At 38.6% G+C, this 26,905-nt stretch carries 23 protein-coding genes; 13 read left to right on the top strand and 10 right to left on the bottom strand.

Going from position 1 to position 26,905, the window contains the following annotated elements:
* Positions 1 to 10: 10 nt before the first annotated feature.
* The 4 genes from BMW39_RS08605 to BMW39_RS08590 all read left to right on the top strand — a co-directional run bounded on the left by BMW39_RS08605 (position 11) and on the right by BMW39_RS08590 (position 5,714).
* Positions 11 to 3,130: a TonB-dependent receptor gene (locus BMW39_RS08605; RefSeq protein WP_034973848.1), complete on the top strand. Its 3,120-nt coding sequence runs from the start codon at positions 11 to 13 to the stop codon at positions 3,128 to 3,130.
* A gap of 79 nt (positions 3,131 to 3,209) precedes the next feature.
* The gene (locus tag BMW39_RS08600) at positions 3,210 to 3,638 is read left to right on the top strand and encodes a hypothetical protein (protein ID WP_034973847.1); all 429 of its coding nucleotides are present in this window, start codon (positions 3,210 to 3,212) and stop codon (positions 3,636 to 3,638) included.
* Positions 3,639 to 3,670: 32 nt separating this feature from the next.
* The gene (locus tag BMW39_RS08595; protein WP_034973846.1) at positions 3,671 to 4,660 is read left to right on the top strand and encodes an aspartate-semialdehyde dehydrogenase; all 990 of its coding nucleotides are present in this window, start codon (positions 3,671 to 3,673) and stop codon (positions 4,658 to 4,660) included.
* Between the two features lie 52 nt (positions 4,661 to 4,712).
* Positions 4,713 to 5,714: a cation diffusion facilitator family transporter gene (locus BMW39_RS08590; RefSeq protein WP_051879841.1), complete on the top strand. Its 1,002-nt coding sequence runs from the start codon at positions 4,713 to 4,715 to the stop codon at positions 5,712 to 5,714.
* Here the strand turns inward: BMW39_RS08590 and BMW39_RS08585 are convergent.
* The 4 genes from BMW39_RS08585 to xrtF all read right to left on the bottom strand — a co-directional run bounded on the left by BMW39_RS08585 (position 5,711) and on the right by xrtF (position 7,702).
* Positions 5,711 to 6,319: a hypothetical protein gene (locus BMW39_RS08585; protein ID WP_131474281.1), complete on the bottom strand. Its 609-nt coding sequence runs from the start codon at positions 6,317 to 6,319 to the stop codon at positions 5,711 to 5,713. The genes BMW39_RS08590 and BMW39_RS08585 overlap by 4 nt on opposite strands.
* On the bottom strand, positions 6,316 to 6,678 hold the full coding sequence (locus BMW39_RS08580) for a hypothetical protein (RefSeq protein ID WP_034973843.1): 363 nt from the start codon (positions 6,676 to 6,678) through the stop codon (positions 6,316 to 6,318). Before BMW39_RS08580 ends, BMW39_RS08585 begins: the two co-directional genes overlap by 4 nt.
* 69 nt (positions 6,679 to 6,747) lie before the next feature.
* Complete coding sequence (locus BMW39_RS08575) at positions 6,748 to 7,185, bottom strand: exosortase F system-associated membrane protein (protein WP_446184385.1); 438 nt, start codon at positions 7,183 to 7,185, stop codon at positions 6,748 to 6,750.
* A complete protein-coding gene (gene xrtF, locus BMW39_RS08570) occupies positions 7,172 to 7,702 on the bottom strand; it encodes an exosortase family protein XrtF (RefSeq protein ID WP_034973839.1) in 531 nt (176 codons plus the stop codon). The genes BMW39_RS08575 and xrtF overlap by 14 nt, the downstream gene beginning before the upstream one ends.
* Positions 7,703 to 7,760: 58 nt before the next feature.
* Between xrtF and BMW39_RS08565 the strand changes: the two genes are divergently transcribed.
* The gene (locus BMW39_RS08565; protein WP_034973837.1) at positions 7,761 to 8,777 is read left to right on the top strand and encodes an aminoglycoside phosphotransferase family protein; all 1,017 of its coding nucleotides are present in this window, start codon (positions 7,761 to 7,763) and stop codon (positions 8,775 to 8,777) included.
* Positions 8,778 to 9,108: 331 nt separating this feature from the next.
* On the opposite strand, the gene BMW39_RS08560 is transcribed toward BMW39_RS08565, so the two are convergent.
* Entirely contained in the window at positions 9,109 to 9,765 is a 657-nt protein-coding gene (locus BMW39_RS08560) for a C40 family peptidase (RefSeq protein WP_034973835.1), read from the bottom strand.
* Positions 9,766 to 9,987: 222 nt separating this feature from the next.
* On the bottom strand, positions 9,988 to 12,186 hold the full coding sequence (locus BMW39_RS08555; RefSeq protein WP_034973833.1) for a glutamine synthetase III family protein: 2,199 nt from the start codon (positions 12,184 to 12,186) through the stop codon (positions 9,988 to 9,990).
* A 348-nt stretch (positions 12,187 to 12,534) separates the two neighbouring features.
* On the opposite strand from BMW39_RS08555, the gene BMW39_RS08550 reads away from it, so the two are divergent.
* A complete protein-coding gene (locus BMW39_RS08550) occupies positions 12,535 to 14,202 on the top strand; it encodes a DUF6909 family protein (RefSeq protein ID WP_034973831.1) in 1,668 nt (555 codons plus the stop codon).
* 32 nt (positions 14,203 to 14,234) lie between these two features.
* Here BMW39_RS08550 and BMW39_RS08545 read toward each other — a convergent pair whose 3' ends face one another.
* Positions 14,235 to 15,476: a DUF445 domain-containing protein gene (locus tag BMW39_RS08545; protein ID WP_034974299.1), complete on the bottom strand. Its 1,242-nt coding sequence runs from the start codon at positions 15,474 to 15,476 to the stop codon at positions 14,235 to 14,237.
* A gap of 88 nt (positions 15,477 to 15,564) precedes the next feature.
* On the opposite strand from BMW39_RS08545, the gene BMW39_RS08540 reads away from it, so the two are divergent.
* Entirely contained in the window at positions 15,565 to 16,710 is a 1,146-nt protein-coding gene (locus BMW39_RS08540; RefSeq protein ID WP_034973830.1) for a serine hydrolase domain-containing protein, read from the top strand.
* Here the strand turns inward: BMW39_RS08540 and BMW39_RS08535 are convergent.
* Positions 16,707 to 17,336, bottom strand: a complete 630-nt coding sequence (locus BMW39_RS08535) for a TetR/AcrR family transcriptional regulator (RefSeq protein WP_034973828.1) — start codon at positions 17,334 to 17,336, stop codon at positions 16,707 to 16,709. The genes BMW39_RS08540 and BMW39_RS08535 overlap by 4 nt on opposite strands.
* A gap of 555 nt (positions 17,337 to 17,891) precedes the next feature.
* On the opposite strand from BMW39_RS08535, the gene BMW39_RS08530 reads away from it, so the two are divergent.
* The 4 genes from BMW39_RS08530 (at position 17,892) to BMW39_RS08515 (ending at position 20,285) form a co-directional block, all read left to right on the top strand.
* The gene (locus BMW39_RS08530) at positions 17,892 to 18,515 is read left to right on the top strand and encodes a TatD family hydrolase (protein ID WP_034973826.1); all 624 of its coding nucleotides are present in this window, start codon (positions 17,892 to 17,894) and stop codon (positions 18,513 to 18,515) included.
* Positions 18,508 to 19,233, top strand: a complete 726-nt coding sequence (locus BMW39_RS08525; RefSeq protein ID WP_034973824.1) for a tRNA threonylcarbamoyladenosine dehydratase — start codon at positions 18,508 to 18,510, stop codon at positions 19,231 to 19,233. Before BMW39_RS08530 ends, BMW39_RS08525 begins: the two co-directional genes overlap by 8 nt.
* Positions 19,234 to 19,240: 7 nt before the next feature.
* Positions 19,241 to 19,615: a ribonuclease P protein component gene (rnpA, locus tag BMW39_RS08520; RefSeq protein ID WP_034973822.1), complete on the top strand. Its 375-nt coding sequence runs from the start codon at positions 19,241 to 19,243 to the stop codon at positions 19,613 to 19,615.
* A gap of 76 nt (positions 19,616 to 19,691) precedes the next feature.
* A complete protein-coding gene (locus BMW39_RS08515; RefSeq protein ID WP_034973820.1) occupies positions 19,692 to 20,285 on the top strand; it encodes a DUF4126 domain-containing protein in 594 nt (197 codons plus the stop codon).
* 55 nt (positions 20,286 to 20,340) lie between these two features.
* Here BMW39_RS08515 and BMW39_RS08510 read toward each other — a convergent pair whose 3' ends face one another.
* Both BMW39_RS08510 and BMW39_RS08505 read right to left on the bottom strand, forming a co-directional pair.
* Positions 20,341 to 21,756 (bottom strand): DUF5689 domain-containing protein, encoded by a 1,416-nt coding sequence (locus BMW39_RS08510; RefSeq protein ID WP_034973818.1) that lies wholly within the window; start codon positions 21,754 to 21,756, stop codon positions 20,341 to 20,343.
* 11 nt (positions 21,757 to 21,767) lie between these two features.
* Positions 21,768 to 24,644 carry a carboxypeptidase-like regulatory domain-containing protein gene (locus tag BMW39_RS08505; protein WP_034973816.1) on the bottom strand — a complete coding sequence of 959 codons (2,877 nt, stop codon included), beginning with the start codon at positions 24,642 to 24,644 and terminating at the stop codon, positions 21,768 to 21,770.
* A gap of 311 nt (positions 24,645 to 24,955) precedes the next feature.
* On the opposite strand from BMW39_RS08505, the gene BMW39_RS08500 reads away from it, so the two are divergent.
* Complete coding sequence (locus tag BMW39_RS08500) at positions 24,956 to 26,161, top strand: endonuclease/exonuclease/phosphatase family protein (protein WP_034973814.1); 1,206 nt, start codon at positions 24,956 to 24,958, stop codon at positions 26,159 to 26,161.
* Positions 26,162 to 26,455: 294 nt separating this feature from the next.
* Positions 26,456 to 26,881: a DUF6146 family protein gene (locus BMW39_RS08495; protein ID WP_034973812.1), complete on the top strand. Its 426-nt coding sequence runs from the start codon at positions 26,456 to 26,458 to the stop codon at positions 26,879 to 26,881.
* The last annotated feature ends 24 nt before the right edge of the window (positions 26,882 to 26,905 follow it).

The following is a 26,905-nucleotide window of genomic DNA, read 5'->3' as shown; positions in this document are numbered from 1 at the left end:
TCTTAAAGAAATGAAAAAGACTCTAATCGTTGCAATTTTACTTGCCGGTTTTTTCACTGCTTCTGCACAGGTTACTACTAGTAGCATTAACGGAGTAGTTACTCAATCTGCTGGTAAAAATACTGCTGGTGCAACCATCAAGGCAACTCACCAACCTTCCGGAACAGTTTATTCTGGAGTTTCCAACAGTTCTGGATATTTTAATTTGTCTAACCTACGTGTTGGAGGTCCTTATCTGGTAGAGATCACTTATGGGAATCTACAGCCTGTAATATATGAGGATGTCTATTTGCAGTTAGGTGAACCATTTGCAGTAGATGCAAATCTATCACAACCGAAAGAAACATCTATCGAAGCTGTACAAATGGTTGCTGTGGGACGTAACTCACGAAAAAATGGAGCAACAACCGTTATTGGAAGAAAACAAATAGAGAATATGCCTACGCTAAGCAGATCTCTTCAAGATTTTACAAGACTTACTCCACAAGCTAATGGAAACTCTTTTGGAGGAGCGAACAATAGATATAATAATATTACCATTGATGGTGCTGTAAATAATGATGTCTTCGGACTTTCTGGCTCTGGTACACCTGGTGGACAAGCTGGCACACAACCAATCTCATTAGATGCCATCCAAGAGATCCAAGTAGCTCTGGCTCCTTTCGATGTTACACAAGGAAACTTTACAGGAGCTGGTGTAAATGCCGTTACAAGATCTGGTACCAATAAATTTGAAGGGTCTGTTTACTTTTTCGGGAGAAATGAAAATACAATTGGTAAAAGTGTAATTACGGGTGAAAAGTCTTCAAAATTCAGTGAAACCCAATATGGTGTAAGAGTTGGTGGTCCATTGATCAAGGATAAATTATTCTTTTTCTTCAATGCAGAATCTGGTAGGAGAACATCTCCTTTGGCTTTCAATGCAGGAGAGGCAGGAACTACTATGACCAATGAAATTGCTCAGCAAATTGCAGACTACACGCTTTCAAAATACGGATATGACATTGGTGGCTACGGTCCTCAAGATATCCAGACTCAAAACAATAAGATATTTGGAAAAATCGATTGGAATATTAATGATAAGCACCAGTTAGCCATTCGTTATAATTACATCGATGCTTTTGATGACAATCTATCTAGAAGTGCAAACTTTTTTAGATTTGGAAACAATGCTTACAAATTCACTAATAAACAAAGTGGTCTAGTTGCGGAATTAAGAAGTAACTTTAATAGCAGTTTTTCAAACAATTTGATCTTGGGATATTCTTCTATCAAAGACAGCCGTGATACAGCGGGAAGTCCTTTTCCACAGATCACTATCTTGAATATTGGAAATGTTTCCGGCGCATCTGCAGAATTTGGTTCTCAAAGAAGTTCATTTGCAAACGAACTTGACCAAACTATTTTTGAAGTAACAGACAACTTCAAATGGAATGTTGGAAAAAGCACATTTACTTTAGGAACCCATAATGAGTTTTTCAGTTTCAGAAACTTGTTCATTAACAACTTGAACGGTAGATGGGATTTTAACAGTGTAGCGGATTATTTAAATAATGTACCTGCGAGAGTTAGAGCTACATATTCTCTTATTCCTGGCGAATCTAGACCAGAAGCTAAATTCAGTGCAGCTCAATTAGGATTCTACGCTCAAGGAGAATCTGAAGTTTTCAAAAACTTTAGATTGACTTATGGTATTAGACTAGACATTCCAGTTATTAGTGACAAACCTTTGAGAAATCCGAAAATCGAAGCTGCTTTCCCTGGATACAGAACAGATAATACACCAAGCGGACAATTATTATGGGCTCCAAGAGCTGGATTCAACTATAACGTAAATGGTGACAGATCTCTTGTACTACGTGGAGGTGTGGGTGTCTTCACTGGAAGAGTACCATTTGTATGGTTATCTAACCAATATACAAACAGTGGAATGTTGTTCGGGACTGTTGACGCAAGAACTACTGGTATCAACGGTGGTAACGGATTCGACCCAAATATTGAGAATCAACAAAATATGGGATCTGGATCTACCAGAGCAGAAGTTAACCTTATTAGCGACGATTTCAAAATACCTCAAGTATTGAGATTCAACTTGGCGGGAGATTTCAGATTGCCTGGAGGCATCAACGCGACTTTGGAAGGTATGGTTTCCAAAACAATGAACAATATCGTATATTCTGACATCAATATTTCTGGAAGCAATTCAAACATCAATCCTGCCCTATCAGGAGGTGCAGATACAAGACCTAACTACACTGGACAAAGAGTTAACGCTACAGACTTTACAAATGTTATTTTGTTAAGTAATTCTAGCAGAGGTTACACGTACAGTTTAACAACGCAATTGCAAAAATCATTCGCTTTTGGATTGGACTTGATGGCAGCTTATACCAACGGACAATCTGCTTCAATCAACGATGGTAACAGTAGTACAGCATTATCTAACTGGGAGTTTACACAAGTTGTGACAAATCCTAACAATCCTGCTCTTGCCAACTCTAACTTCGATATCAGACACAGAACTATTGGAAGTGCTGGTTATAAAGTAGAATATGGCAGAAACAAAGCATTTTCAACTGGATTCAGCTTATTCTACGCTGGAACTTCTGGATCTCCTTTCACATACTTGTACAACGGTGATGTGAATGGTGACGGTGCTTTCTCTAATGACTTGATCTATGTACCTAGAAATGCAAGTGAGATTAAACTAGTTGCACTTACAGGCTCAAACCCTGCCACTGTAGCTGAACAATGGACAGCCTTGAATAGTTTCATCGAGCAAGATCCTTACCTTAAAACTAGAAGAGGACAGTACGCAGAGAGAAATGGAGCTAGAACACCTTGGGAACACAGATTTGACATGAGAGTTACTCAGGATCTTGGAATCACGATCAAGGACAGAGTTCACAGATTCCAATTGACATTTGATATCTTCAATGTAGGAAATCTTCTAAACAAGGATTGGGGCAAAAGCTATTTTGTAGCTAACCAAGCTTATCAGCTAATTACTTACACTACTTCTGGTGGTGGTGGATATACTTTCAGAGCGCCTCAGGACAACAAAGCTTTCAACATTTCTGATCTTGCATCTAGATGGCAAGGACAGTTTGGAGTTAGATATATTTTCTAATTTCAATCAATATTAATTATAACTCAAATCCCGGCTTTCTGTCGGGATTTTTTTATCTTTGTCAATCAAAAATCTGAATATGGAAGTTTACAACATTCTTTTGCACGCGCACAAAGGTTTCGCTTATCTGGAACTGGCACTGGTCGCTGCATTTTTAATCCTTTTGCTGGTAACAATGTTTACCTATAGTGGCAACATTACGAAACCTCTGCGCAAAGTGACATTGTTCACCATGATCTTCTTTCACGTTCAATTCCTTATTGGAATTACAATGTTGATCATCAACTTCTCCAAAGGACTGGATATGGGTTCAGTCATGAAAAACGCTGATTTGAGATTCACTTACGTAGAACATCCGTTCTCTATGTTGATCGCAGCAGTGCTAATGACCATCGTCAACAAAAAATTGAAAACCGCTGACAAATTAACAATTCGTCTAATGTCTTTAGGATTGGTAGCGCTCGCACTTTTTGTGTTCGCTTTCCCTTGGTCAAGAGTCTTCGGATAAATATTATTAACAATTTTAATTAATTTAAAACAATGAAAGTAGCTGTAGTAGGCGCAACCGGAATGGTTGGACAAGTTATGCTGAGAGTTTTGGAAGAGAGAGGTCTTCCTATCACCGAATTAATTCCCGTAGCATCAGAGAGATCTGTTGGCAACAAGGTCAAGTTCAAGGACAAGGAATTCACTATCGTAAGCATGGACGACGCTATTGCAGTCAAACCCGAGATCGCCATCTTTTCTGCTGGTGGTGATACTTCATTGGAATTTGCTCCTAAGTTTGCTGAGGTTGGAACAGTCGTGATCGACAATTCTTCGGCTTGGAGAATGGATCCAACTAAGAAATTGGTAGTTCCAGAGATCAACGCAAATGTTTTGACCAAGGAAGACAAGATCATCGCTAACCCAAATTGTTCTACGATCCAATTGGTAATGGTGCTTCACCCTTTGAATATTAAATATGATATCAAAAGAGTGGTCGTTTCAACTTACCAATCCGTAACTGGAACAGGAAAAGCGGCCGTAGATCAATTAAATGCTGAGATCAAAGGCGAAAGTCCTGAGAAAGTTTATCCTTATCAGATCTTCAAAAATGCATTGCCACATTGCGATGTTTTCTCTGATGACGATTACACGAAAGAAGAGATCAAATTGATGAAAGAGCCTAAGAAGATCATGGGCGACGATACTTTCAATTTGACAGCAACAGCCGTAAGAGTTCCCGTACAAGGTGGACATTCTGAAAGTGTGAACATCGAATTCGAAAATGAATTTGACCTTGAGGAAGTAAGAAAGATCCTTTCTGAAACGCCAGGCGTAACACTTCAGGACGATGTGAAGAATAACCACTACCCGATGCCTTTATATTCTGAAGGAAAAGATGATGTTTTTGTAGGAAGAATTCGTCGAGATCTCTCCCAACCGAAAACGCTCAATCTCTGGATCGTGGCAGACAATCTGCGAAAAGGTGCTGCTACAAACGCAGTTCAGATTGCAGAATACTTAGTAGCGAACAACTTAGTTTAAACTAACAAAAATCAAAGAATCTTCGAAAATCTCGAAGATTCTTTTTTTAGCAATGGAAAATAGCAAAGAACAAAATTCCAGTATCGCTTTTCAGAAATGGATCGCTGCTGTTGGGATCATCCTTTTTATCGGTAAGATCACGGCGTGGAAACTGACCAACTCAGATTCGGTCTTTTCTGACGCCATGGAAAGCATCGTGAATATCATCAGTGCTTTCATGGGACTTTACGCCTTATATCTCGGTGGAAAACCCCGTGACGAAAATCATCCGTACGGACATGGCAAAGTGGAATTCGTGACCTCAGCGATTGAAGGCTCACTCATCAGCATCGCTGGCGTGATGATCATCTATGAAGGCTCCAACAGTTTGATCACAGGGAAAGTCCTCAACAAAATCGATTGGGGAATTTGGATCATCGCAGCGACTGCTATTGCGAATTATGTATTAGGATATATTTCAATTCAAAAAGGAAAAGCGGAGAATTCTATTGTTCTAATTTCTTCCGGAAAGCATTTACAGTCCGATACTTTTTCAACATTAGGCGTCGTCGTCAGTTTGATTTTGGTCTACTTCACCAAATGGGTTTGGATCGATTCTGTTGTGGCTTTGGCTTTGGGATTTTATATTATTACGATCGGTTACAAAATTATCAGACAATCTCTTAGCGGGATCATGGACGAGGCAGATCCAGCGATGCTAGGAAGACTTGCTGATTTCCTTAATGAAAACCGAAAACCGGAATGGATCGACGTTCACAATATGAAGATTCAGCAATTTGGAAGTCGCCTCCACATCGATGCGCACATCACTTTGCCTTGGTATTTTGAGCTGAGGTCGGCCCATAATCAAATGGAAGAAATGATCAAGGAGATTGCAGAAAATACAGACAGAACTGTGGAATTCAACTTCCATATGGATGACTGCAAACCAACTTCATGCGCCATTTGCCAAATCGCGAATTGTCCTGTTCGCCAACATGAATTTTTGAAAAAAGTAGAATGGACCGGAGAAAATATTTCCCAGCCAGACAAACACACGGTGGAAAATCTTTAAAAATTAAATCTAAATCCCAGGTTCAGATTCACGATTGTTGCGTTGGAATAATACCTTTCCAACTTCTTATTCTCAAAATTGATATCAGAATCAAAAAAGTATATTTTGGGTCCAAAGAAAACTTGAACATTATTAGACTTTGATATGGTGTAAAGGATTTTTCCGCTCAAAATATACTGATTTCCGTACTGCCGGAACCGATCTCCCCAATCGACAGATTCGCTCCTCAAAAACAAAGTTCCAATCCCAGCTTTGGCCTCTACATCAAAACCACTATCTCCAAAAGAATGCAGATAGATCAGATAAAAAGAAAAATCGGTCAGTCTTGGATCTTGCAAAGCACCAAAAACACTCACATCTTTAACGTTCGAAAACATTTGGTTGAACTCTCCGCCCAATCCAAAATCTTTAACAAAAATAGCTTGAAAGCCTAAACCATAACCGCCAAAGGTTTTCAATCCATCAGCCATAAAATTATCACCGATGGGAATGCCCAAATTGCCTTTTAAATCGATAGAAAACCTTGCTTTCTGCTTTACGCTTTCTTGGGCGTTGAAGAATGAAAGTGCCAAGATCATTAGAAACAATAGATATTTTCTCATCATTCTACAATTATGTTTTCAAATTTTGTATAACCTTGTCCGCTCGGAAGTTTGATGGAAAGCGAATCATAATTGATCCTGCAACCCGCTACATTCGTGGAAAATCCCAAAATTTTCCGACCGACATAAAGATTGGCACTATCCACAGTCGCTGGACCTCCCAATGCAAAGCTGCCATCCGCTCTGGAAATCCCTTCGGAAACTAAAATGCTGCTTGTGATCTTCAAAGGTGTACTGACACCTTCGCCATTTTGAGTGGTGATTTTTCCTTCCGTGTAAATTCTCGCATTATCGATATAATCTGAGCAACTGACAAGAAACAGGGAAAAACTAAGACAATAGAAATATTGTTTCGTTTTCATGGGTTGTTTTTTTCAAATATAATTAATTATCGTTGAAAAAATCGAATCTCAAAATAATTTAATATGTCCTTAAGAAATAATGTCTTGCGTTCTTTTTCTATAGTAAAAAATAGGAATAATGAGAAGCAAGGTCAAAGGCTGGATCACAAACCGTCTGATGTAAAAAGAGAACAGATATCCGAACCGGAATTCGTCGTAAATGCAAAGAAGATAAATAGGGAAAACAATTACAAAAATCAAAATGATCAAAACCAAAGCCTGCTTTGTCCATTCTTTATTTTGAAATAAAAAATGAATGATCCAAAGTGAGAAAAAGGCATTCAGAATGAAACGGAAGAGATAACTTAAAATCAATCTGAGCCAGTCAAACTTCGGGAAAATGGCATAATGATCAGCTGATTTGAAATAATATAAAAACGGATCGTAAAAGATCTTGTCCTCCAATCCACGGATTCCTATCAATCCGAAAACGCCAACCAAAACTAAAAACCACCTAAGCATTTTCAACTTTCTTTAAAGCGAAAAACTGGATCCAAACCAACCAAAGAATGATCACACCACCATAGATGATCGCAGGGAAGAGGTAATCGTGAGCAGCCTTTGCATACTGCGGATATTGTAGGTAAATGATATTCAGCAGCGCAATTCTTGAAACATTAAGAATATGAAGAATGATCAAACCAACTGTAACGTAAAGAAAGGTTTTCGCGCCTTTGTAAAAAGCAAATATGAAAGCTGCGAAAAGTATTGCTACAGAGATCACGTTACAACCTTCCACCATTCTCGTCGTGAATTCTCCATTTGTCTGGAAAAGCACACTGTGAAGTTTCAGATTGTCAACCAAAACCGTTGGAAATCCGAAAAAATCTTGTAGGAAAGCCACTTGTTTCGCCACCCATCTCGTGAATGGATCCACCACATCATTCTCATAGCCATTCAAGTACAACTGGTAAAGCAATACAAAAACGATATAGATCACCACGAATCTCAACAAAATCTTTAGAACCGGCAAAAAATCTTTCATCGATGCAAAATTACATTATTTCGTGGTTTCAAATTCTATTATTAATTAACTTTGTCATATGCAGCAACATCAGGAATTTTTAGAGCATTTTTTAGGCCACAACGCCGATTCATTCACCGCTCTTCCGCAAAGTGGATCGTCAAGGATCAATTACATCGCTTCTTCTGAAGGAAAAAAATATGTGGTGACCTACAACGAAAACAATCTTGAGAATGAAGCATTTTTTTATTTTTCAAATTTGTTTAATGAGCTGGATCTCAATACACCAAAGGTTTTGCTGATCAATGAAGAAAGAGACCTGTACGTTCAGGAATTTCTTGGAAGTCAGACCTTATCTGAAGTGATTGCGCAAGAAGGTTTATCTGAACGTGTGAAAAATCTGGTAAAGAAAAGTTTGAAAGCACTTTATGAATTGCAGGCCAAGACTTTAGGGAAGGTAGATTTCCGAAATAGTTTCGAATATGAAAGTTATGATGACCTGCCAATCACGCATGATCTATATTACTTCAAAAATTTCTTGATCGATGTTTTGGAAATCGAATATCATAAATCGACGTTGCTAAAGGAATTCAAGCGAATATCGAAGGTTATCCAGCAATTGGAGCCGAAGGTTTTGATGATTCGGGATTTCCAGTCCAGGAATATTTTGGAGGACAACGATGATGAGGTTTTTTTCATTGATTATCAATCTGCTATGGAAGGACCAGCTGGTTACGATGTAATCTCGTTCCTTTACCAGGCGAAGGCCAATTTTCCGACTGATTTCAAAGAAGAAATGCTGGCGTATTATTTATCATTCTGGGAAAATGAGACTGATAGAGAAGCTTTGAAGGAATCTTTCAATTGGATGAAAATGATGCGATTTTTGCAGGTTTTGGGCGCTTATGGATTCCGAGGTTTGATCCAGAGAAAATCGCACTTTTTGGGCAGTCTTTTCCAAGGTATTGAGAATATTTCTGAGCTGAATCAAACCTGGAACCAGATCTCTCAAAATTTCCCGGAGTTATACTTTCTCATTCTGAGATTGAAAAGTCCAGAAGTACAAGCTAAGATCGAGGATATGATCATTGACTAAAATAAAGGATTCGACTTCGCTCAGTCTGACACATTTAGTAAAACTATGCTATCACATTGCCACAACTGAGATCAGTCGAAGTGTTGTAATGATTGACAAAGCAATATTTAACTAACGAAACCCATAGCCCCGATAGTAGCGGTTACCCCACAGCAGGCGATGGGAAAAGCGATGGCGCGAGGAGTAATAGCGGATAGCGGGAAATAGCTCCTAAAGGTGAGTTGGAGGGTTGGAGAGTTGGAGAGGTCTTGTACAAATATTCTTTTGAGTTTATAAAATAAAAAACCTCAGAAATGGATTCTGAGGTTTTTTCTGAATATTTTCAGTCTCTCTAATTATTTAATACACTTAATCTGTCTTCTCTTACAACTCGCTTAGCGAATCTGAATTTTGGTCCCCAATAGTTGTCATCCAATGATGAAACCATGACGCCTTTTGATGTTGCAGCGTGGATGAATTTGATCTGTCCGTCTGCTGTTACCTCTTCTACGATCCCAACGTGTGAGATCCTTCTGCCATGTGAGAAGAATACCAAATCTCCTTTCTGTAATTCGCTTCTGTCTACAGAATCGCCTTCCTGTGACTGGTCTGCTGCAACTCTTGGAAGATCCATGCCAGCTGCTGCTCCAAATACGGACAACACGAACGCTGAACAATCTATTCCGCTTCTGGAAGTCCCTCCGTATCTGTAAGGAGTTCCTAGGTAACTTTCAGCTTCGGATAGGATGTTATCGATGGTGTTGCTGTGTCTGATGGCATTTTCTATGGCCGATCTTTTGATCACGTCGTTGGTATTAGCGATTGCTGCTAAGACTTGTTGACCTTTGTTGTTGTTAGAATTATTGGTAACTGGTTTAACATTTACGGATGCAAACTTGGCATCGCTTTTGTATGTTTGTGTATTAGAAACCACATAGTTGGAAACGCAAGATTGCAGTGAAAAGAATGTGGCTACAAATAAGAAATAAACTAGAACTCTTTTCTTCATATATATTTAATTATTTGTTAAACTTGAGTAGGTTTTTTGTGATTGCATAGCAAATTTAGCCATTACTCTTGGAAGGGTCTCCCAATTCAAACTGGCATCTCTTCGGTTTAACATATTTTAACAGTCTTACGCGGAATGTTAAAGAAAAACAAAGCGCAAAGCCTTTATTTAGACTTTGCGCTTTTATTTTTAGTTAAGATACTTTAACGTTTTCGAGTTTGTCTATCTCGTAAATAACAATTCTCTATACTTGGTCATTGGCCAAAGCTCGTCATCTACCATCATTTCCAAAGCATCAGAACCTTCTCTAATCACGTCGAACAAAGGAATAACGCTGCTACAATATGCTTCTGCCTGTTCTTGGCTTCCTGATGTTTTTTTCGCTTTGCCTCTTGCTTCAAGAAGATCGTCTACGCCAACTTTGATTTGGGAAACGTTCTCAGAAATTTGAGAGATCAAGCTCAATTGCTCTTTTGCCAAAGTCTTGAATTCTTTCTCGCTGAAGATCTCCTTAAGACCTCTAACATTCTCGATCAATCTGTTTTGATAATTAAGCGCCGCAGGAATAATATGGTTTCTCGCAATGTCTGCCAAAACCCTTCCTTCGATATCGATTACTGTAGAATATTTTTCTAGTTTGATCTCGTTTCTTGCTTCGAACTCTCTGTGAGAATAGATCCCCAACTCTTCGTAAAGGTCAACGAACTTTTTGTTAAGTTCTTGCTTCAAAGCTTCAGGCGTCGTTTTCAAGTTGTTCAAACCTCTCTTTTCAGCTTCAACCGCCCAATCCTCGGAATATCCGTCACCTTCGAACATGATGCTTTTGCAGTCCTTGATATACTCACGAAGTATGTTGAAGATCGCTTCGTCTTTTTTCAAGCCTTTCTCGATTAACGCATCTACTTCTCCTTTGAATACTTTCAATTGTTTTGCAGCGATCACGTTCATCACCGTCATTACTTCGGCACAGTTTGCGGAAGAACCAACAGCACGGATCTCAAATTTGTTTCCAGTGAAGGCAAATGGTGAAGTTCTGTTTCTGTCGGTATTATCCAAAAGAATCTCAGGGATTTTTCCAACAACGTTAAGTTTCAAATCGGTTTTTTCTTCTGGAGATAATTTTCCATCAGTCACTTTTTCCAATTCTTCCAAAACTCTGAACAACTGACTTCCGATGAATGCGGAAATAATTGCTGGTGGCGCTTCATTGGCTCCCAATCTGTGGTCGTTGCTTGCTGATGCGATAGATGCTCTCAATAAATCGGCATAATCGTGAACGGCTTTCAAAGTATTCACGAAGAATGTCAAGAACTGAAGGTTTTTCTTAGGATTTTTTCCTGGGCTCAAAAGGTTTTCGCCAGTGTCGGTCGCTAAACTCCAGTTGTTGTGTTTTCCACTTCCGTTCACACCAGCGAATGGTTTTTCGTGGAACAAAATGCTGAAGTGGTGCTTGTGCGCAATTCTCGCCATAATATCCATCAATAATGAATTATGGTCAACCGCAACATTCGCTTCTTCAAACATTGGCGCCAACTCGAATTGGTTTGGAGCAACCTCGTTGTGACGCGTGGTTACAGGAATTCCCAACTTCATACATTCGATTTCCAACTCCTTCATATAATTCATTACTCTAGTTGGAATTGAACCAAAATAATGATCATCCAACTGCTGACCTTTTGCTGGAGAATGTCCAAGCAAAGTTTTACCTGTCAAAACCAAATCTGGACGAGATTGATACAAAGCCGTATCTACCAAGAAATATTCTTGCTCCCAACCCAATGTTGGAGAAACTTTGTTTACATTTTTATCAAAATAAGCTTTACAAACATCAGTCGCTGCTTCGTCAACCGCGTTCAATGCTCTCAACAATGGTGCTTTATAATCTAAAGTCTCACCAGTGTAAGAAATGAAGATAGAAGGAATACAAAGCGTAGTTCCCATAATGAAAGCTGGAGACGTTGGGTCCCAAGCCGTATATCCTCTTGCTTCGAACGTGTTTCTGATTCCACCATTTGGGAAAGAAGAAGCGTCCGGCTCCTGTTGGATCAATAATGCACCGCTGAATCTCTCGATCGCTCTTCCACCTTCGATCGGCGTGAAAAATGAATCGTGTTTTTCTGCAGTAGAACCTGTCAATGGCTGAAACCAGTGTGTATAATGAGTGGCACCTTTGGACATTGCCCAATCTTTCATTGCAACTGCAACCTGGTCGGCAATATGTCTTTGGATCTTTGCACCTTTTCTAATGGCATCCAAAATAGAGTTGAATGCTTCTTTTGTCAAATATTCTCTCATTGTTTCTTCTGAGAAAACGTTTTGGCAAAACAATTCCGACAATTTTGACGGAACATCGATCGCGTTGTCTTGTCTGTAATTTCTGAACGGAAGTTCTGCCAGAGCTTTAAATCTTAGTGTTGACATAAAAGTTTGTTTTTTTAAACGTGGCAAATTTACAAAAAAATTAAATCAAAATTAATTTACCCCTGAAATTTTAAACACTCTTTAACATAATTTAAATTCTATTTTGAAAAAGACCCCTTTAAAATTAATACTGATTAAATTAAAAATAAAAAGAATCGTGTTTTATTATTGTTACTGAAATATGAATAAAATTTATTTTAAGAATCCTTTCTCAGTATTAGGGAGAAATATTAATTTTAAGACCGATTGCAGATTTACAAAGTACATAATCAAACATCTGAAAATCAATAAATTAATTATTTAAATTAAATTTCGTAACTTCGCAGACTTTTATAAAAATTTTAATATATGGCAAATTCAAGAGCAAGAGAAACCACAGAGGCTATCGAAAGATTATATGTGTCTATGCGACACTTATTTTACAGAGGATTTTTCAAACCTTCAGGTGTTTCGGGCGAGTCATTAAGAAAACTCTTAATGGTCATCAATCCCGAGATCTACGGAAGTATGAGCATTCCCAACAAGATAGAGCTGGACGGTTTACTTTATGTTCTTGACCGTCTTCCGGAAGGCATCGAGGAATGTTCTTTCATTCATTTAACTTCTGACGAAGGTTTTGATAAAGGAAGCTTCGAACCAATCGTTCCAAAGAAAAGACGTAGAAATTGCTACAGAATTGACGAACACCAAATGAACATCGAAGTTCTATTGGGACGTTCTGAGATCTACGATATTCTAACTCACCTTACCTTCTTATATCTTGAAGCTGACAAAATCAGAAACATCGGTTTTGACCTAAGCGAAGATGGACGACCAAGACGCATCTGGAAAATCATTGAAGAGGTTGCGAAAGGCGAGAAAAAACACAGCCGAAAAGAAAAAGAAGTGGCATTGATCCATCTTTCTTCTTTCTTGGGAAGGACCTTTGATGAAACTCTGAACGCTTATAACAGCTTCGGCGATGACAACAATCCTGACCGTTTGTTCAAGATCATCTATTGGTTAGGACAAGTGAGTTTGACCGATTGGAAAGAGGTGAGTGAAAGAGAGATCTATTTTTCATCAATATTACAAGAAAGAGTTGGCCACCACCTTTTCGGAGAGAAATGGGCAAACAAGATCAAGCAGGTTTTAGTAGAGAATAATCTTCACATGAGACCACTTCACATCATCAGTGCGAATATGCACTCAGTGAAGAATATGCTTTTTGCCAACGATGCACTAAGTAAAAAAGGAACGAAAGAAGTTGATTACAAACTGTTTGCAGACATTAGTAATAAAAAAGACCTTCAAACCAAAGTTCTAGACCACGCCTTGAAAGAAGGAATGATCTACATCGATGATCACAGCGGAAGTAATATCGATGTTCAGATCATCGACCTTGCTAAGACTGAACTTAAAAATTCGGTTTTCGCGGGACAGAAATTCAAAGGTGACGATGTGATCTTGGTTTTCGATTACGCTTTTGGAGAACAGGCTTTTGAGGTGATGGACGAATTGCTTAGACCTTACGAAGTCAACGGCGAAGTTTATATGATGAAAGTAAAATCTGTTTCCATTATGGGAAAAGCCGGAATCTTGACTGGCGGAAAAGGCGACATTATGATTCCGACGTCTCACATCTTCGAAGGAACGGCAGACAATTATACATTCGAGAATGCTTTGAAACTGGAAGACTTTGTAGATGATGAAGTGAAAGCTTTTGAAGGGCCAATGGTGACCGTTTTGGGAACATCGCTTCAAAACAAAGATATTTTGTCTTACTTTATGACCACGTCTTGGAAAGCGATCGGACTAGAAATGGAAGGCGCGCATTACCAGAAAGCCATTCAGGTAGCGAGCAAAATCCGTCATCACATTTCTCCTGATCTATTCGTGATGTACGCTTATTACGCTTCGGATAATCCTTTGGAAACGGGAAGTACACTATCTTCCGGCGGACTTGGATTGACCGGTGTGAAACCAACTTATATGATTACACATAAAATCATCGAGAAAATTCTTGAACAGAAATAAAAATTAAAAGCCTCCTAATTTGGAGGCTTTTTTTATATAAAATGTGCAACTGTATAAATGATCAATCCAACCAGACCACCAACGATAGTTCCGTTGATCCGGATAAACTGAAGGTCTTTCCCTACTTCCAATTCTAGCTTTCTGCTGAGTTCTTTTCCTTCCCAATTCCCAACAGTTGTGCTGATCAACTCGCCGAAACCTTTGGTGTTTTTCAGAATGTATTTGTAAGCGGTCAATCGCACCCAGCTATCAATTCGGTTTTGGAATTGCTCATCGTTTTGAAGATTAGACACGAACTCGTCCAGATTCTTTTTGATGTAAGATTTGAGTTTGGAGTCTTGATCCGTCAATTCTGTTATTAAAGATGATTTTAAAGATTGCCAGATGTCATTGGAATATTGATTCAGTTTTTCGCCTTGCAGAAACTCAGATTTTATGGTTTCAAATTCCGATTCCCACTTTGGTTCTTCTTTTAGTTCTTTTGAAAATTCGAAAATCTTGTTTGTGATTTCCGTTCTCAAAGGATGTTTTAAATCCTCTTCCACTTCTCTGAAATAATCACTCAGACCTTTGGTGATCTTTTCTGATATTTTGGAATCCACCGATTTTGGAATGAAGAAGAAACTTTCCCTTTCCACGCGTTCTGTAACCAGTTGCTGATTTTCCAGAATGTAATTTTTGATCTGAGAACTAAGTCCCGTGATCAATCTTTGATGGTCGTTTTTATTAAGGATATATTCGATCCCGTTTCCGATGATTGAATTGAGCTTGATGGAATCCGCCATCTCCTCGGCTTTGTTCGTAATGAATTTCACGACTGCTTCATCATCCAACTTGTTGATGATATTAATTAAAATGGATGACAATTCATTGATCAAAACAGTTTGATTTCTCTCTTTTGAAAGCCATTCGCCAGCGTAAACCGAAACTTTTAGTTTTTGAATATAAGGCCTGATATTTTGAGGCGAAAGAAAATTTTCCACCACGAAATTTCCCAAGTTGTCGCCAATCTTCTCTTTAGAATTCTCGATCAAATTAGTGTGTGGAATTTTGATTCCCAAAGGATAATTGAAAAGCGCTGTCACAGCAAACCAATCTGCCAAAGCCCCAACCATCGCTGCTTCGGAAAAAGCCCGAATGTAACCGATCCAATGCGAAGGATTTTGCTTTTGTAAAATTGTCATTGCCACAAAGACAACTGCCATCAAGATAAATAATCCTGTAGCCAGCATTTTGTGATTGCGAAGTTGCTGTTTTTTTAAATCATCATTCATAAGATCAGGAAAAAATCGAAAATCATTCCAAACAAATTTATCGATATTTGAGTAAAATAAATTTATTTTTACATTAAAGTATTTTGCGATGTTGAAAAAGCCTTTGAATATATTTCTTTTACTGATTGCCGGTATCATCCTGACCATTTATATTTCAGGTTACAATTATCTCTTTCGCGGCATTAGATTGACCTATCTCAGAGGAGAATCCAGTTCAACAATTGATGATGGACACTATTTTTCATCCAATAAAATTTCCAGAGGCAACCCAAAACCTTGGCCTGCAGACATTAATTATAATAAAAAAAAATTGTCGCCAGAATTGGAAAAACATCTGAAAGAGACGGAATCGGTTTCCTTCTTGGTAATCCAGCACGGGAAACTTTTGCAGGAGCATTATTGGGATGGATATAAAAAGAACACGGCCAGCAACTCTTTCTCTATGGCAAAAACTGTCAGCGTTTTACTATTAGGAAAAGCAATCGATGATGGCAAGATCAGCGGGATCGATCAAAAATTCTCGGATCTCTATCCAGATTTTTCGGAGAAGGAATTTGGTAAGAATTTGACCTTGGGAAATCTTGCATCTATGGAAGCTGGCCTGAATTGGAAAGAAGATTACAAAGATCCTTTTTCACCAAACGCTGCCGCCTATTATGGATTCTCTTTGGCTGATGTTGTGTTCCAGAAAAAATTAAAACAAAATCCGGGAGAAAAATTTGAATACCAAAGTGGCGCAACACAACTTTTGGGATTTGCTGTAGGAAAGGCTGTGGGAATGCCGCTTGCTACTTACGCTTCGGCAAAACTATGGAAACCTCTCGGGATGGAACAGAATGCAGAATGGTCAACAGATAATCTTGGCGTGGAAAAATCATTTTGTTGCATACAGTCCAACGCTCGTGACTTTGCCAAGCTGGGTTCGCTGCTTCTTAACAATGGGAAATTTGAAAATATACCTTTGATCGATGAAAACTTTGTTCACCAAATGATCACGCCTACAGAACATTCAAATGGTGTTTATGGTTTGGGCGTCTGGACCAACTATGATTCTGCGATCCATCATTATTACCTGCGTGGACTTTATGGACAATATGTGATCGTAGTTCCTGAATATGATTTGATCATCGTAAGACTTGGAAACAAAGATGGTGGTAAAAAGGATTCCAAAAACCGGCCAGCAGAAGTTGAATTTTATATCAATGAAGCCTTGAAAATAGCTTCGAAAAATTAATCTGTGTCGTAATCCAACAGTGCAAAAACACTTAGAAGAATACTGCTTCTCAGTTTCTGTTCTGCCTCTTTCATGTATTGTGCCTCGTTTGTTGCGGGAATATAAAGTTCGTAGAAATTTCTATTTCTAATGACAAAAAGTGTAGAACCGATGATCATCGTCAAAACATCTTCCGACTTTGGCGCATTGTGGAAAACACCAGACACAATTCCTTTTTTCACAATATCATCTATCCTTGCTACACAGATCTGATAAAACTCAAGCAGATCATCTTTGACATTATCTTGTGTTCTGATTTCCTGAGTCACAAATCCGTGGAAATAGCTGTACTTGAAAAGCAGCGATACGATATAGTTGATGATCTCCTTCATCTGCATTTCTGGTTTGCCTTCTTTGATTGTCTGTGCAAACTCAGAAAAACTCTCCTTTGTCCGCTGCACGCGGTACTGATATAGATAAGACATCATCTTTTCCTTGGAACCGAAATAGTACGAGATCATCGCCACGTTGATGTTCGCCTTGGTACAGATATCGCGCACAGAAGTACCATCGAAGCCTTTTTTGGCAATCAATTCCTCTGCAACATCCAGGATCTTTATCTGTTTATCAGTAAATTTTTTCTTCATCTGTTTCTACGATAGAATGTAAATTTAACATTTATTTTGAATAATTACAATAGATTACAAATTATCGTTGATTATAAGAGGTGGGCAGCTTTATCTGCCTTCTACTACAAACCTAACGAAGTGGTTCGACGAGGTCAATCTCTTTTGTAGACGATTTGTCTTTAAACATAACCATCGTTCAAGCAAAAAAGGATTTCCGTTCAAACCTAGCGAAGCGGTTCATCGATTCAAGTAAAAAATAAAACGTCAGAGATAAGTCGGGCTGCGCTTCGCAACGTCTCACCATTCACCATCAAATGAGATTTTGTCATTCGAGAGGAAGCAGATTCAAAATCAAAAAAAAATTAAGGTTGTATTGTTTATCCAATAGGTCGCTCCTCCGGAGCTTTGCTCGTTGTATTTTCTTGTTTCCACCAACTGGCTGCCACTCTGTGGCTTTAGAAATCTTAACTGAGCGTAAGCGCCCTTGCGAACCTTAAAATATTTTCAATAATTAAAAAAAAATCTTTGTGGACTTTGCGTTTAAAAAAATACAAGCAATTCTTATCTTTGACTATGGGTTTTTTGGATTTTCATCATCATCAACTTAGCAAAACTGGGATTTACAATTTGAATCTCAACGAAGAAATTCCAGCTGGGAAATTCTCTGCAGGCTTGCATCCGAAAGACATCACGGAAAACTGGAAATCTGACTTTGAAAAGATCAAAACGGTTTCGCTCTCAGAAAAGTGTTTGGCCATCGGCGAATGCGGGTTGGACGGCATTATTAACATTGATGAAAATCTTCAAAACGACATCTTTAAAGCACACATCCATTGGGCAGAGGAAATCCACAAACCGATCATCATCCATTGCGTGCGACGATTTTCGCAGATTTTACATTACAAAACAGCCAAAGTGTCTTTGGTGATCCATGGTTTTAATAAAAAAGAAAATGTGGCACAGGAACTTCTGGATGCAGGCTTTCACTTGAGTTTTGGAAGAGCAACCCTAGAAAACTTATCTTTGCAAAAAATAATTAAAAACCTTCCCATCCAAAGATTGTTTCTGGAAACAGATGATGCTGATTTTAAAATCAATAAGCTTTATGAAAAAGTGGCCGAAATCAAATCCATCACACTGGAAAACCTGAGAGATCAAATGTGGGAAAACTTAGATAATATCGTACGGAATGGATAAATTTTGGCTGGAACGCACCGAATTGCTAATTAAAGAAGAAGGAATTGAAAAACTTCAAAACGCGAAAGTTTTGGTAGTTGGTTTGGGTGGCGTTGGCTCTTTTGCGGCAGAATTTTTGGCAAGAGCTGGTGTTGGAAAAATGGTGATCGTTGATGGTGATGTTGTGGATATTACTAATATCAATCGTCAATTGCCCGCGCTTCATTCTACGATTGGACAGCACAAAGTAGAGTTGGTTGGTGACCGTTTGATGGACATCAATCCAAAACTTGATCTGACAAAACTTAATGAATTCCTGGAGCCGGAAAGAATGAATGAACTCATCAAATCAGAAAAATTCGATTATGTTCTGGACTGCATTGATTCTTTGACGCCGAAGATCGCTTTGATCATCGCTTGCCGAAGAACTAAGACAAAATTGGTGTCATCTATGGGCGCTGGCGGAAAGTCTGACCCGAGCAAAGTGATGGTGCGCGATATTCATAAAACCAACAATTGCCTGCTTGCGAGACAAGTGAGAAAACGCCTAAAGAAAGAGAAGATCGACAAAGGTTTTCGTTGTGTTTTCTCCACAGAACTTCAAGATGAAGAAAGCCTGAAAATGACAGATGGAACGAATTTCAAACGTTCTTTCTACGGAACGATCAGCTTTATTCCTGCGATCTTTGGGTTGTATGCCGCTGCGGAAGTCATTAATTATTTAACTGGAAAAGAGTAATTTTCCGATGAAAATAAACAGTTTCCCCACTCACGAAAAACTGAAAAGAAAATCAGAGATCGACCATCTTTTTAAGAAAGGTAAGTGGCTGACTGTGGACAATATCCGTGTCATTCATGTTAAATCCAATGACAGTTTTTCTGTCCCAAATCACAGAGTTGGTGTTTCGGTAGGTAAGAAATTTTTTAAAAAAGCAGTGGACAGAAATCGCATAAAACGCTTGCTACGAGAATCTTACCGACTAAACAAAACAACATACCTCGAAGCTTTTAAAGAAAAATCCATTGTGATGATCTTCTGGGCTTCCAAGGAGATGCCTGATAACTTTTCCGTAGTTGAAAGCCAATTTTTGAATCTCTGCAAAAAGAAATCTGAATCTTAAATAGAAATTAGATTCAACAAAATTCTGAGTTTGCATTTGTTTTTATTTGTAATTTTAATCTCAAACAAAATTACAAATGTCAGAGATCTTACCTTATTTACTCAGTACTTTTATCGGAATTGGATTGGCTGCGGCCTCTGGTTTCCGTGTTTTCTTACCCTTATTTGCTGTAAGTCTTGCCTCGTACATGGGCTGGATCCCAATGGGCGATAACTTCGAATGGCTTTCTGGCTTGCCGACGCTGATTACGACTGGCGTAGCAACTTTGATCGAGATTCTTGCTTATTACATTCCAGTGGTTGACAATTTCCTTGATACTTTATCCATTCCTTTGGCAACTCTTGCAGGCTCGGTTTTGTTCGCCAGTCAGTTCATGGAATTGGGAACCTTTCCACAATGGGCTTTGGCGCTGATCGCTGGAGGTGGAACGGCAGCGACGATTGCATCAGGATTCGCCGGAACTCGAGCAGCGTCAACGGCTACAACTGGTGGGATTGGAAATAACCTCGTGGCTACTACGGAAACTGCAGGTGCAGGACTGATGTCCATTCTCTCTATCTTTTTGCCCGTGATCGCTTTTATCTTGGCTATTGCATTAATTGTTTTGGTCTTGTTTTTTGGAAGGAAGCTCTGGCGGAAAATGAAAACGCAGAATTCTGGGATATTCTAAAACAAAAAAAGACCGCAAGTTGCGGTCTTTTTTTATTATTAATTGTAAGCTAATTTTAGTTTACAACGATGTCATCAATTTGGACAGTTGTTGTAACTCCAGGATTTGCACCTTCATATTTGAAGATAATGAATCCGTTGCCTGTAAGAGCTGCTGGAATATTATAAGTCCCTGCTGGTGCTAAAGTTCCATAGCCTGAAGCAGGTGTTTTAGGAACTGTAAAGCTTGACGTAATATCTGTCAAAGTCGCAGTTGAGATATCAGATCCTGCAGTGTAGTTATTGGTGGTATAAACCTTCAAGGCATCTCCGTTGTAGAAACCAACATTGACTCTGAACGCAAATGTGCTTGCTGCTGTGAAATCTACCGGCACTATATAATAAGTGTGAATGCTTCCACTCGCTGCATTCGCAGAAAGCTGAATGTACTTGTTACTGTTGAAAGATCTGATTTCCCAATATCTATTCCCTAGTTCTGCATAATTGATATATTTCGGGAAATTATTGAAAAATGGTGCAGATGTATTAGCTGGATAAGATTCAAAGTTTTCTGTGAAAGATCCTGAGAAAGAAATAGCTGAACCTCCAACGATACCCGTAGCAAATCTGTTTTTTGTGAAATTAATATCAGTCAAACTTCTGATAAGCATTTGGAATCCGCTGTTGTATCTACTCACAACAAATGTAAGCTCTCCAGATTCTTTTGGTAACAATTTAGATCCAAATGTTGAGAAGCCAGAGTTTCTGATAATGGAAGATTCTCCTGTTTTATCAATGATAGCTCTATCAGTATCTTGTCCTACACCAGCGATATAGTTGATGAAAGTTTTATTGATTGGTTCAACTTCGCCCTTAGCAAACTGTACATTATCCACTGAAACTAGTGTATTCAAATATTTCTCTGCACTTGCGTCTTTTAGTGAAGCTAGTTTGGTAGGAACAAGTGTTGCAATGTCAAGTCTATTGTTACCGTTACAAACTCCTGATAGATATCTCGTTAAAAGAATACTTGGAATTCTACCAATAGCATAAGCCGGGTCAACAGATCCGATCTTTCTTGTACCTCTATCCCATCCTAGTACCAATCCGTTGGCTTTGATCCTGATATGAGATCCTACTGGAAAATCAGCATAGTTAGAAGCCTTATCAACTTCTAGCGACAATCCTACCGTAGGATTCACTGGACTATCTTGGAATGAGATCGTCTTGTAAAAGTTACCATTCTCATCAGAAGAAACGACATAAGCATCAAATATCACCGGTGCTCCGTCCACAGGAACTTTGTAAGTATTACCAGTAGTTGCAGCAGGTGCTAATGCTGCAAATGCGGCCATAGTTGTGGTTGGGTCAGCAAATCTGTTGTTACACAGAATTTCTGGTGCGCTCCAGTCATCATCTTTGACGCACGAATTAAAGGTTGTTGCAACGATTGCAGCGAAAACCAATGTCTTGATTGTTGTATATGTTTTCATTATTTTAATTTTTAAAATCTTACTTGTAAATTCACGAAATAGGAACGTCCTTGTGTATACCAATACTTAGGACCGAAAAGCGTTTGACTTCTATTGAAATCTTCCTGGAAGCCATCAAACTTAACGTTTCTAGTCTGTTCAAAACCTCCTGTGATGTATTTGGTATTATCAAAGATATTATTTACACTCGCAGAGATCAGTAGATAATATTTTCCAAAGATCCAAGACTTCCCAACGTTGGCGTTGATGAAGTATGCTGCTGGAAGTTTATTTGGCGCCAAAAGTCTTCTTAGCTCCTCATCATTTACGTTTGCGTAAGGCGTACCTGTATTGTTGTTCTGTACGAAACTTTGAGATCTAAGCAATGCGGAAGGATCTAGATAATTGTTGTCCAGATAATTCCAGTTTGCTCCAACCCACCAGTACTTTGGAGAACTGTATCTCAATCCTGCAGAGAATGCCATCTGAGGCGTCCCTCCTTGTTTGTAATTTTTAAGGTTTGATTTTCCGAAATTTACAAATGACTGCCCGTTTCCGAAAACACCGATTGCATCCGATGCAAAGTAAACATTCGGATCATTGCGATACGTGTATTGTCCGTAGCTGGCAACACCTTGAAAAGATAAGGTTGGCAACACTTTAAAGTCAACACCAAGTTCTGCACCCATGTTTCTCTTCTCTACGTTGGACATCACCTGTGTCAAAAAGGCACTTTGAATATATTGCCCTCCTGTATTACTGTCCGTTGAACCTGTTAGAGATTGATCAAATTGAATTCCATCGGCGAAATATCTTTGTACATTCGTTTCATTTTGAGTATCAATTAAAAATACAGACGCTCTAATTTTATATAAAGGCGTATTGATAACATAACTCAAGTCATTTGCGTTAACAACCGTATTTTTAATGTTAGGCGCAACCGATGCATTAAGTCTAGGATTGATGAAAAGATCTTCTAAGAAAGGTGCTTGAGAAAAATAACTACCGTTGTAAACCAAGAAGTTTCTTCCGTTGATCTTATAGATGATTTGACCTTTCAAACCGAAGTTCCAGAAATCATAATCCTTACTTTTTCCGAAAGAATCTGGATAAAGATAGTGCTTGAACAATCCTTCTCTACTAGAATTTGAGTAACCTGCAAGTGCGGATACGAAAACATCAAATTTACCTTCTGAGAATTTGAAACCAGGATTCACTTTTACTTCTTGTCTTCTAAAGATGTAATTGTATAATAATCTGTCTCCTTCTTTTTTGGCTACGTTAGCTTCGCCTTCGTTATATAATGCAGAAGTACCAGGATTATTGGTTGCTGCAAAAGGATCTCTATTCAGCACAAAATCTGCTCCAAGCAAATCATTAACCTCTCTGTAAAGTTCTGATCTGTAGTTCTGATAAGAAACGTTCAACATGAACTTTGCCTTATCTGTAAAGTTGTAAGTATAATGTGTGGCAGCGTTCCAGATCTTATCATCGCTTACATCATTTACCATATAATACAATGCTCTCTTACCAATCACACCATACTGATTGATAGGATCTTGACCAATGTTTGCAGCATACAGTCTGTTCCAGTTGATCTGAGTTACATTTGGATCTCCATTTTCCCAAGCGGTTTTGGAGCTTTGGTAGGCGTCACCCGCTGCAAGATAACTGCCGCTAGCAGGATCCCATGTGAAAGCATCAGGATTCAATGATCCGAAATAACTTGGTAAGTTTCTATAATAGGTAGGAGAAGGGTTTGGAACACTTTGCCAGTCTAATCTAGATCCTTTGTCTTTTCCAAATTGGTAAGATACAGATGTCCAAAGATTTGATTTTTTATTGATTTTCCAAAAATCCTGCAATTGCAAGATCGGCTGGAAACCTTTTCTAACTCTTTCGCTTCTCTTCTCGCCATCTTGCCATCCCCAATAGGAATTGTAATGTACACCTCTGTAGTCAAATACTTCCTGTGTACTAGGACTTGCAGTCGATCTTCTGTAAGGAGAAGCAAAAGCATTGAAAGTCATTGTATGACTGTCACTGAATTTTTTCTCAACACCTAGGTAAGTTCCGTAAGCATCATAGAAAGTTCCTTCTTGGATTCCTTCTTCGGCCCATCTTTTAGCACCCATCAAGGTGAAAGCCCATCCACTTTTTGACATTCCGGAAGAATATCTCAAAGAAACTCTTTGTCTGTAGTTTCTGTTGGTGATAGAATATACGGCCTGGAATCCTTTTCTGTATTCGCTGGCTCTAGTATTTTTGTAGATCACGCCTGTAGCACCACCAAAAGCATACTCAGAAGGTGCGTGGTTTGCAGCGATCTCCGGGTATCTTACGATTTCATTAAGTCCTCCCCAGTTAGAAAAATCTACATTTCCATTATCAGACTTTACCATAGAAACACCGTTCAACATGTTTTCGGAAGTTCTTCCGTCTACACCTCTTGGTCTAAACCAATAAGCGCCAAGATCAAAACTTGCAATTCTGTTGAAAACATCCTGAGACGATTGCAATAGACCTACTGTTGAAGATTGGCCGCCTCCTTCATCATCGCCGTTGTCAAGGATTGCAAGCCCTTGGTCAGCTCCACTTAATGAAGAATAAAGGGTAATCACCCCTAAGTCTTTTCTCTTTTCTGTGGTAATGTCAAATTCCAAAGTTTTGGTCTCGAAATTTGGTTTGGTTACCACGATCTGATAATGTCCGGTCTTCAGATCCACAAACTGGAAATATCCAATTTTGTCTGCCGAAACACCATTACCTTCTCCTTTTAGATCAATTTGTGCTTTCTCAACGGGTTTCCCATCGGCATCTTTCAAGTATGCAAAAACCGTAGTTTGTGCATAGTAAAATGATGCTGGAAGCATTGTAAATAAGGAGATTAATGATAGTTTTTTAATCATAAATCAATTAGGTTTTGTTTGCTCTTTTTTTCTAATATACAGTCCGTTACGCACGGAACGCAAATGTAAATAAATTTTCTAATATTAAAACTTTTTAACATTTTATTTATTTTAACAAATTGTCAATTATTTGCAACGTCATTATCAATTTTCAAAAACATTAAAATTTTATTTTCCAACGTTCCAAAAAAAATTACTTTTGTAGCCTTACATATTTTATTTATGTAATCGCTGTAATTTTTGGAAAACTCAAATATTGTCAGAGTTTTCTGTAATACCGTAAGACTATAAAAAAATAATAAAATCTATTTATGAAACATATTTTATGCTCGATAGCTATTTTTAGCATCTCCTTATTATCTGCACAGCAAAAAAGACAAGTGCGTGCAGCTACCGTGGGATTTCTGAATGTTGAAAATCTATGGGACACTGTCCGTTCTGCTGATTATATAGATGGAACCAAAGATATCACCAACCCTGCATTCCACAGAAGTGTGCCTTTGGATTCTATAAAATATCTAGAAGTTACAGAAAAGGATTACGCAGGACCTTGGAATGATGAAGCTCTCAAAGGTAAAAAAGTAGTGAGGATCCAAGGTGGGTCTGAAGAGTTTACCCCGAAAAGTGGTAAAAATTACAACTACAAGATCTACAAGCAAAAGCTTGAAAATGAAGCAAAAGTGATCTCAGAAATGGGAAAAGCTTACACCAATACAGCTCCTGTTGTCGTAGGTTTGATCGAGGTAGAAAATCGCCAGGTAATGGAAGACCTTGTGAAAGAACCAGCTATTGCAAAGTATGATTACGGCGTAGTACATTTCAATTCTTATGACTATAGAGGAATAGACGTTGGTTTCATCTATCAAAAAAGAAGATTCACACCATCCAAATCCTGGAAAAAAGAAATAAAGATCTTCGGTAGCGACGGCAGAAGAGAATACACGAGAGACATTGTGGTACTAACTGGTTTCCTAGACAATGAAAAAGTGGCATTTTTCCTAAATCACTGGCCATCCAGAAGAGGTGGAGAAGCAGCTTCACTTCCAAAACGTAATGCAGCCGCTACAATCCTTAAAAAAGAAATGGACAGCGTACAAGCATTGGACCCATCAACAAAAATGTTTGCCATGGGAGATTTCAACGATGATCCCATCAGTCCAAGTTTGAAAACATATTTGAAAGCAGCAGGGAATCCAAAAGACCTGTCAGAAACTACACCTTATCTTAATCTGATGTACCCGCTATATAAAAACGGCGTAGCATCTTTGGCTTATCAGGATGCACCAAACTTATTCGATCAGATCATTGTTTCTGCCAATCTACATTCGCCAAACAAAGAAGTGAGAAAAGATTATACTGTTTTCAAGGCTGAGATCTTTGCGCCGGCCTACTTGGTCAACAAAGAAGGCAACTACAAAGGTTATCCTTTCCGTTCTTGGAATGGCGACCAGTTTACAGGCGGATATTCCGATCACTTCCCGGCTTTTGTAGTCTTGCAAAAAGACCCAACACCTTGATTTGATCAATACGATATCAAAATAATACAAACCGTTTCAATCTTTGGAACGGTTTTTTGTTTAAGCAACATGACAAGATTTTTTGGGCAGCTTTTCCGCGCTCCATTCCCGCTATTTTTTGCCAATGCTTTTCCCTCACAAAAAAATGAGCTCCATTCAGCTCGGGCTGCGAAAGATTCTACGTTTCGAAACCAACTTTAAAATAACTTATGTAACTTAGACCATCTTAGATCTTGAAAAAATTTTCCAAATAAAGATTTACAAAATCAGTGAGAAAATAAAAAATATAACAAAATGAAAAACCTCATCGTCCTCGCCATCATTTCAGCCTTCATCTGGTCTTGCGCTACAAGTTCAAAACCAATAGCAGAAGATCAAAAACCAACCATCGCTACTCAGAAAAAGACCGATTCTGCCGATGAGTGGGAAGTCACCGTTTTCGATGGTGAATATGAGACCTTTGTAGCATCAAGAGCGCAGCCTAGATCCATGTTCACGGAAGCTAGCCTGAAATCCCGAAACACAATTTTGGTCACCGAATGGAATTCCAGATTCTATTCCGGCGCCAACCGAAATTTTTACGAAGTCGCCATCGATTACGACCCAAAAGAAAACTATGGATTTGAATTCGAATACCGAATGTATCAATTCTTCGCCTATTGCAATTGGAAATACGGCATTCAATTTAACGGACTGAGAGGAATTGATAAGGTAAAATAGAAAAGACTGCAAATTGCAGTCTTT

Origin of the sequence: Epilithonimonas lactis (genome assembly GCF_900110605.1) — a bacterium.
In the GTDB taxonomy this organism is placed as follows: domain Bacteria; phylum Bacteroidota; class Bacteroidia; order Flavobacteriales; family Weeksellaceae; genus Epilithonimonas; species Epilithonimonas lactis.
Note: the sequence above shows the minus strand (reverse complement) of the source record. Positions and strands in the feature narration are given on the sequence as shown.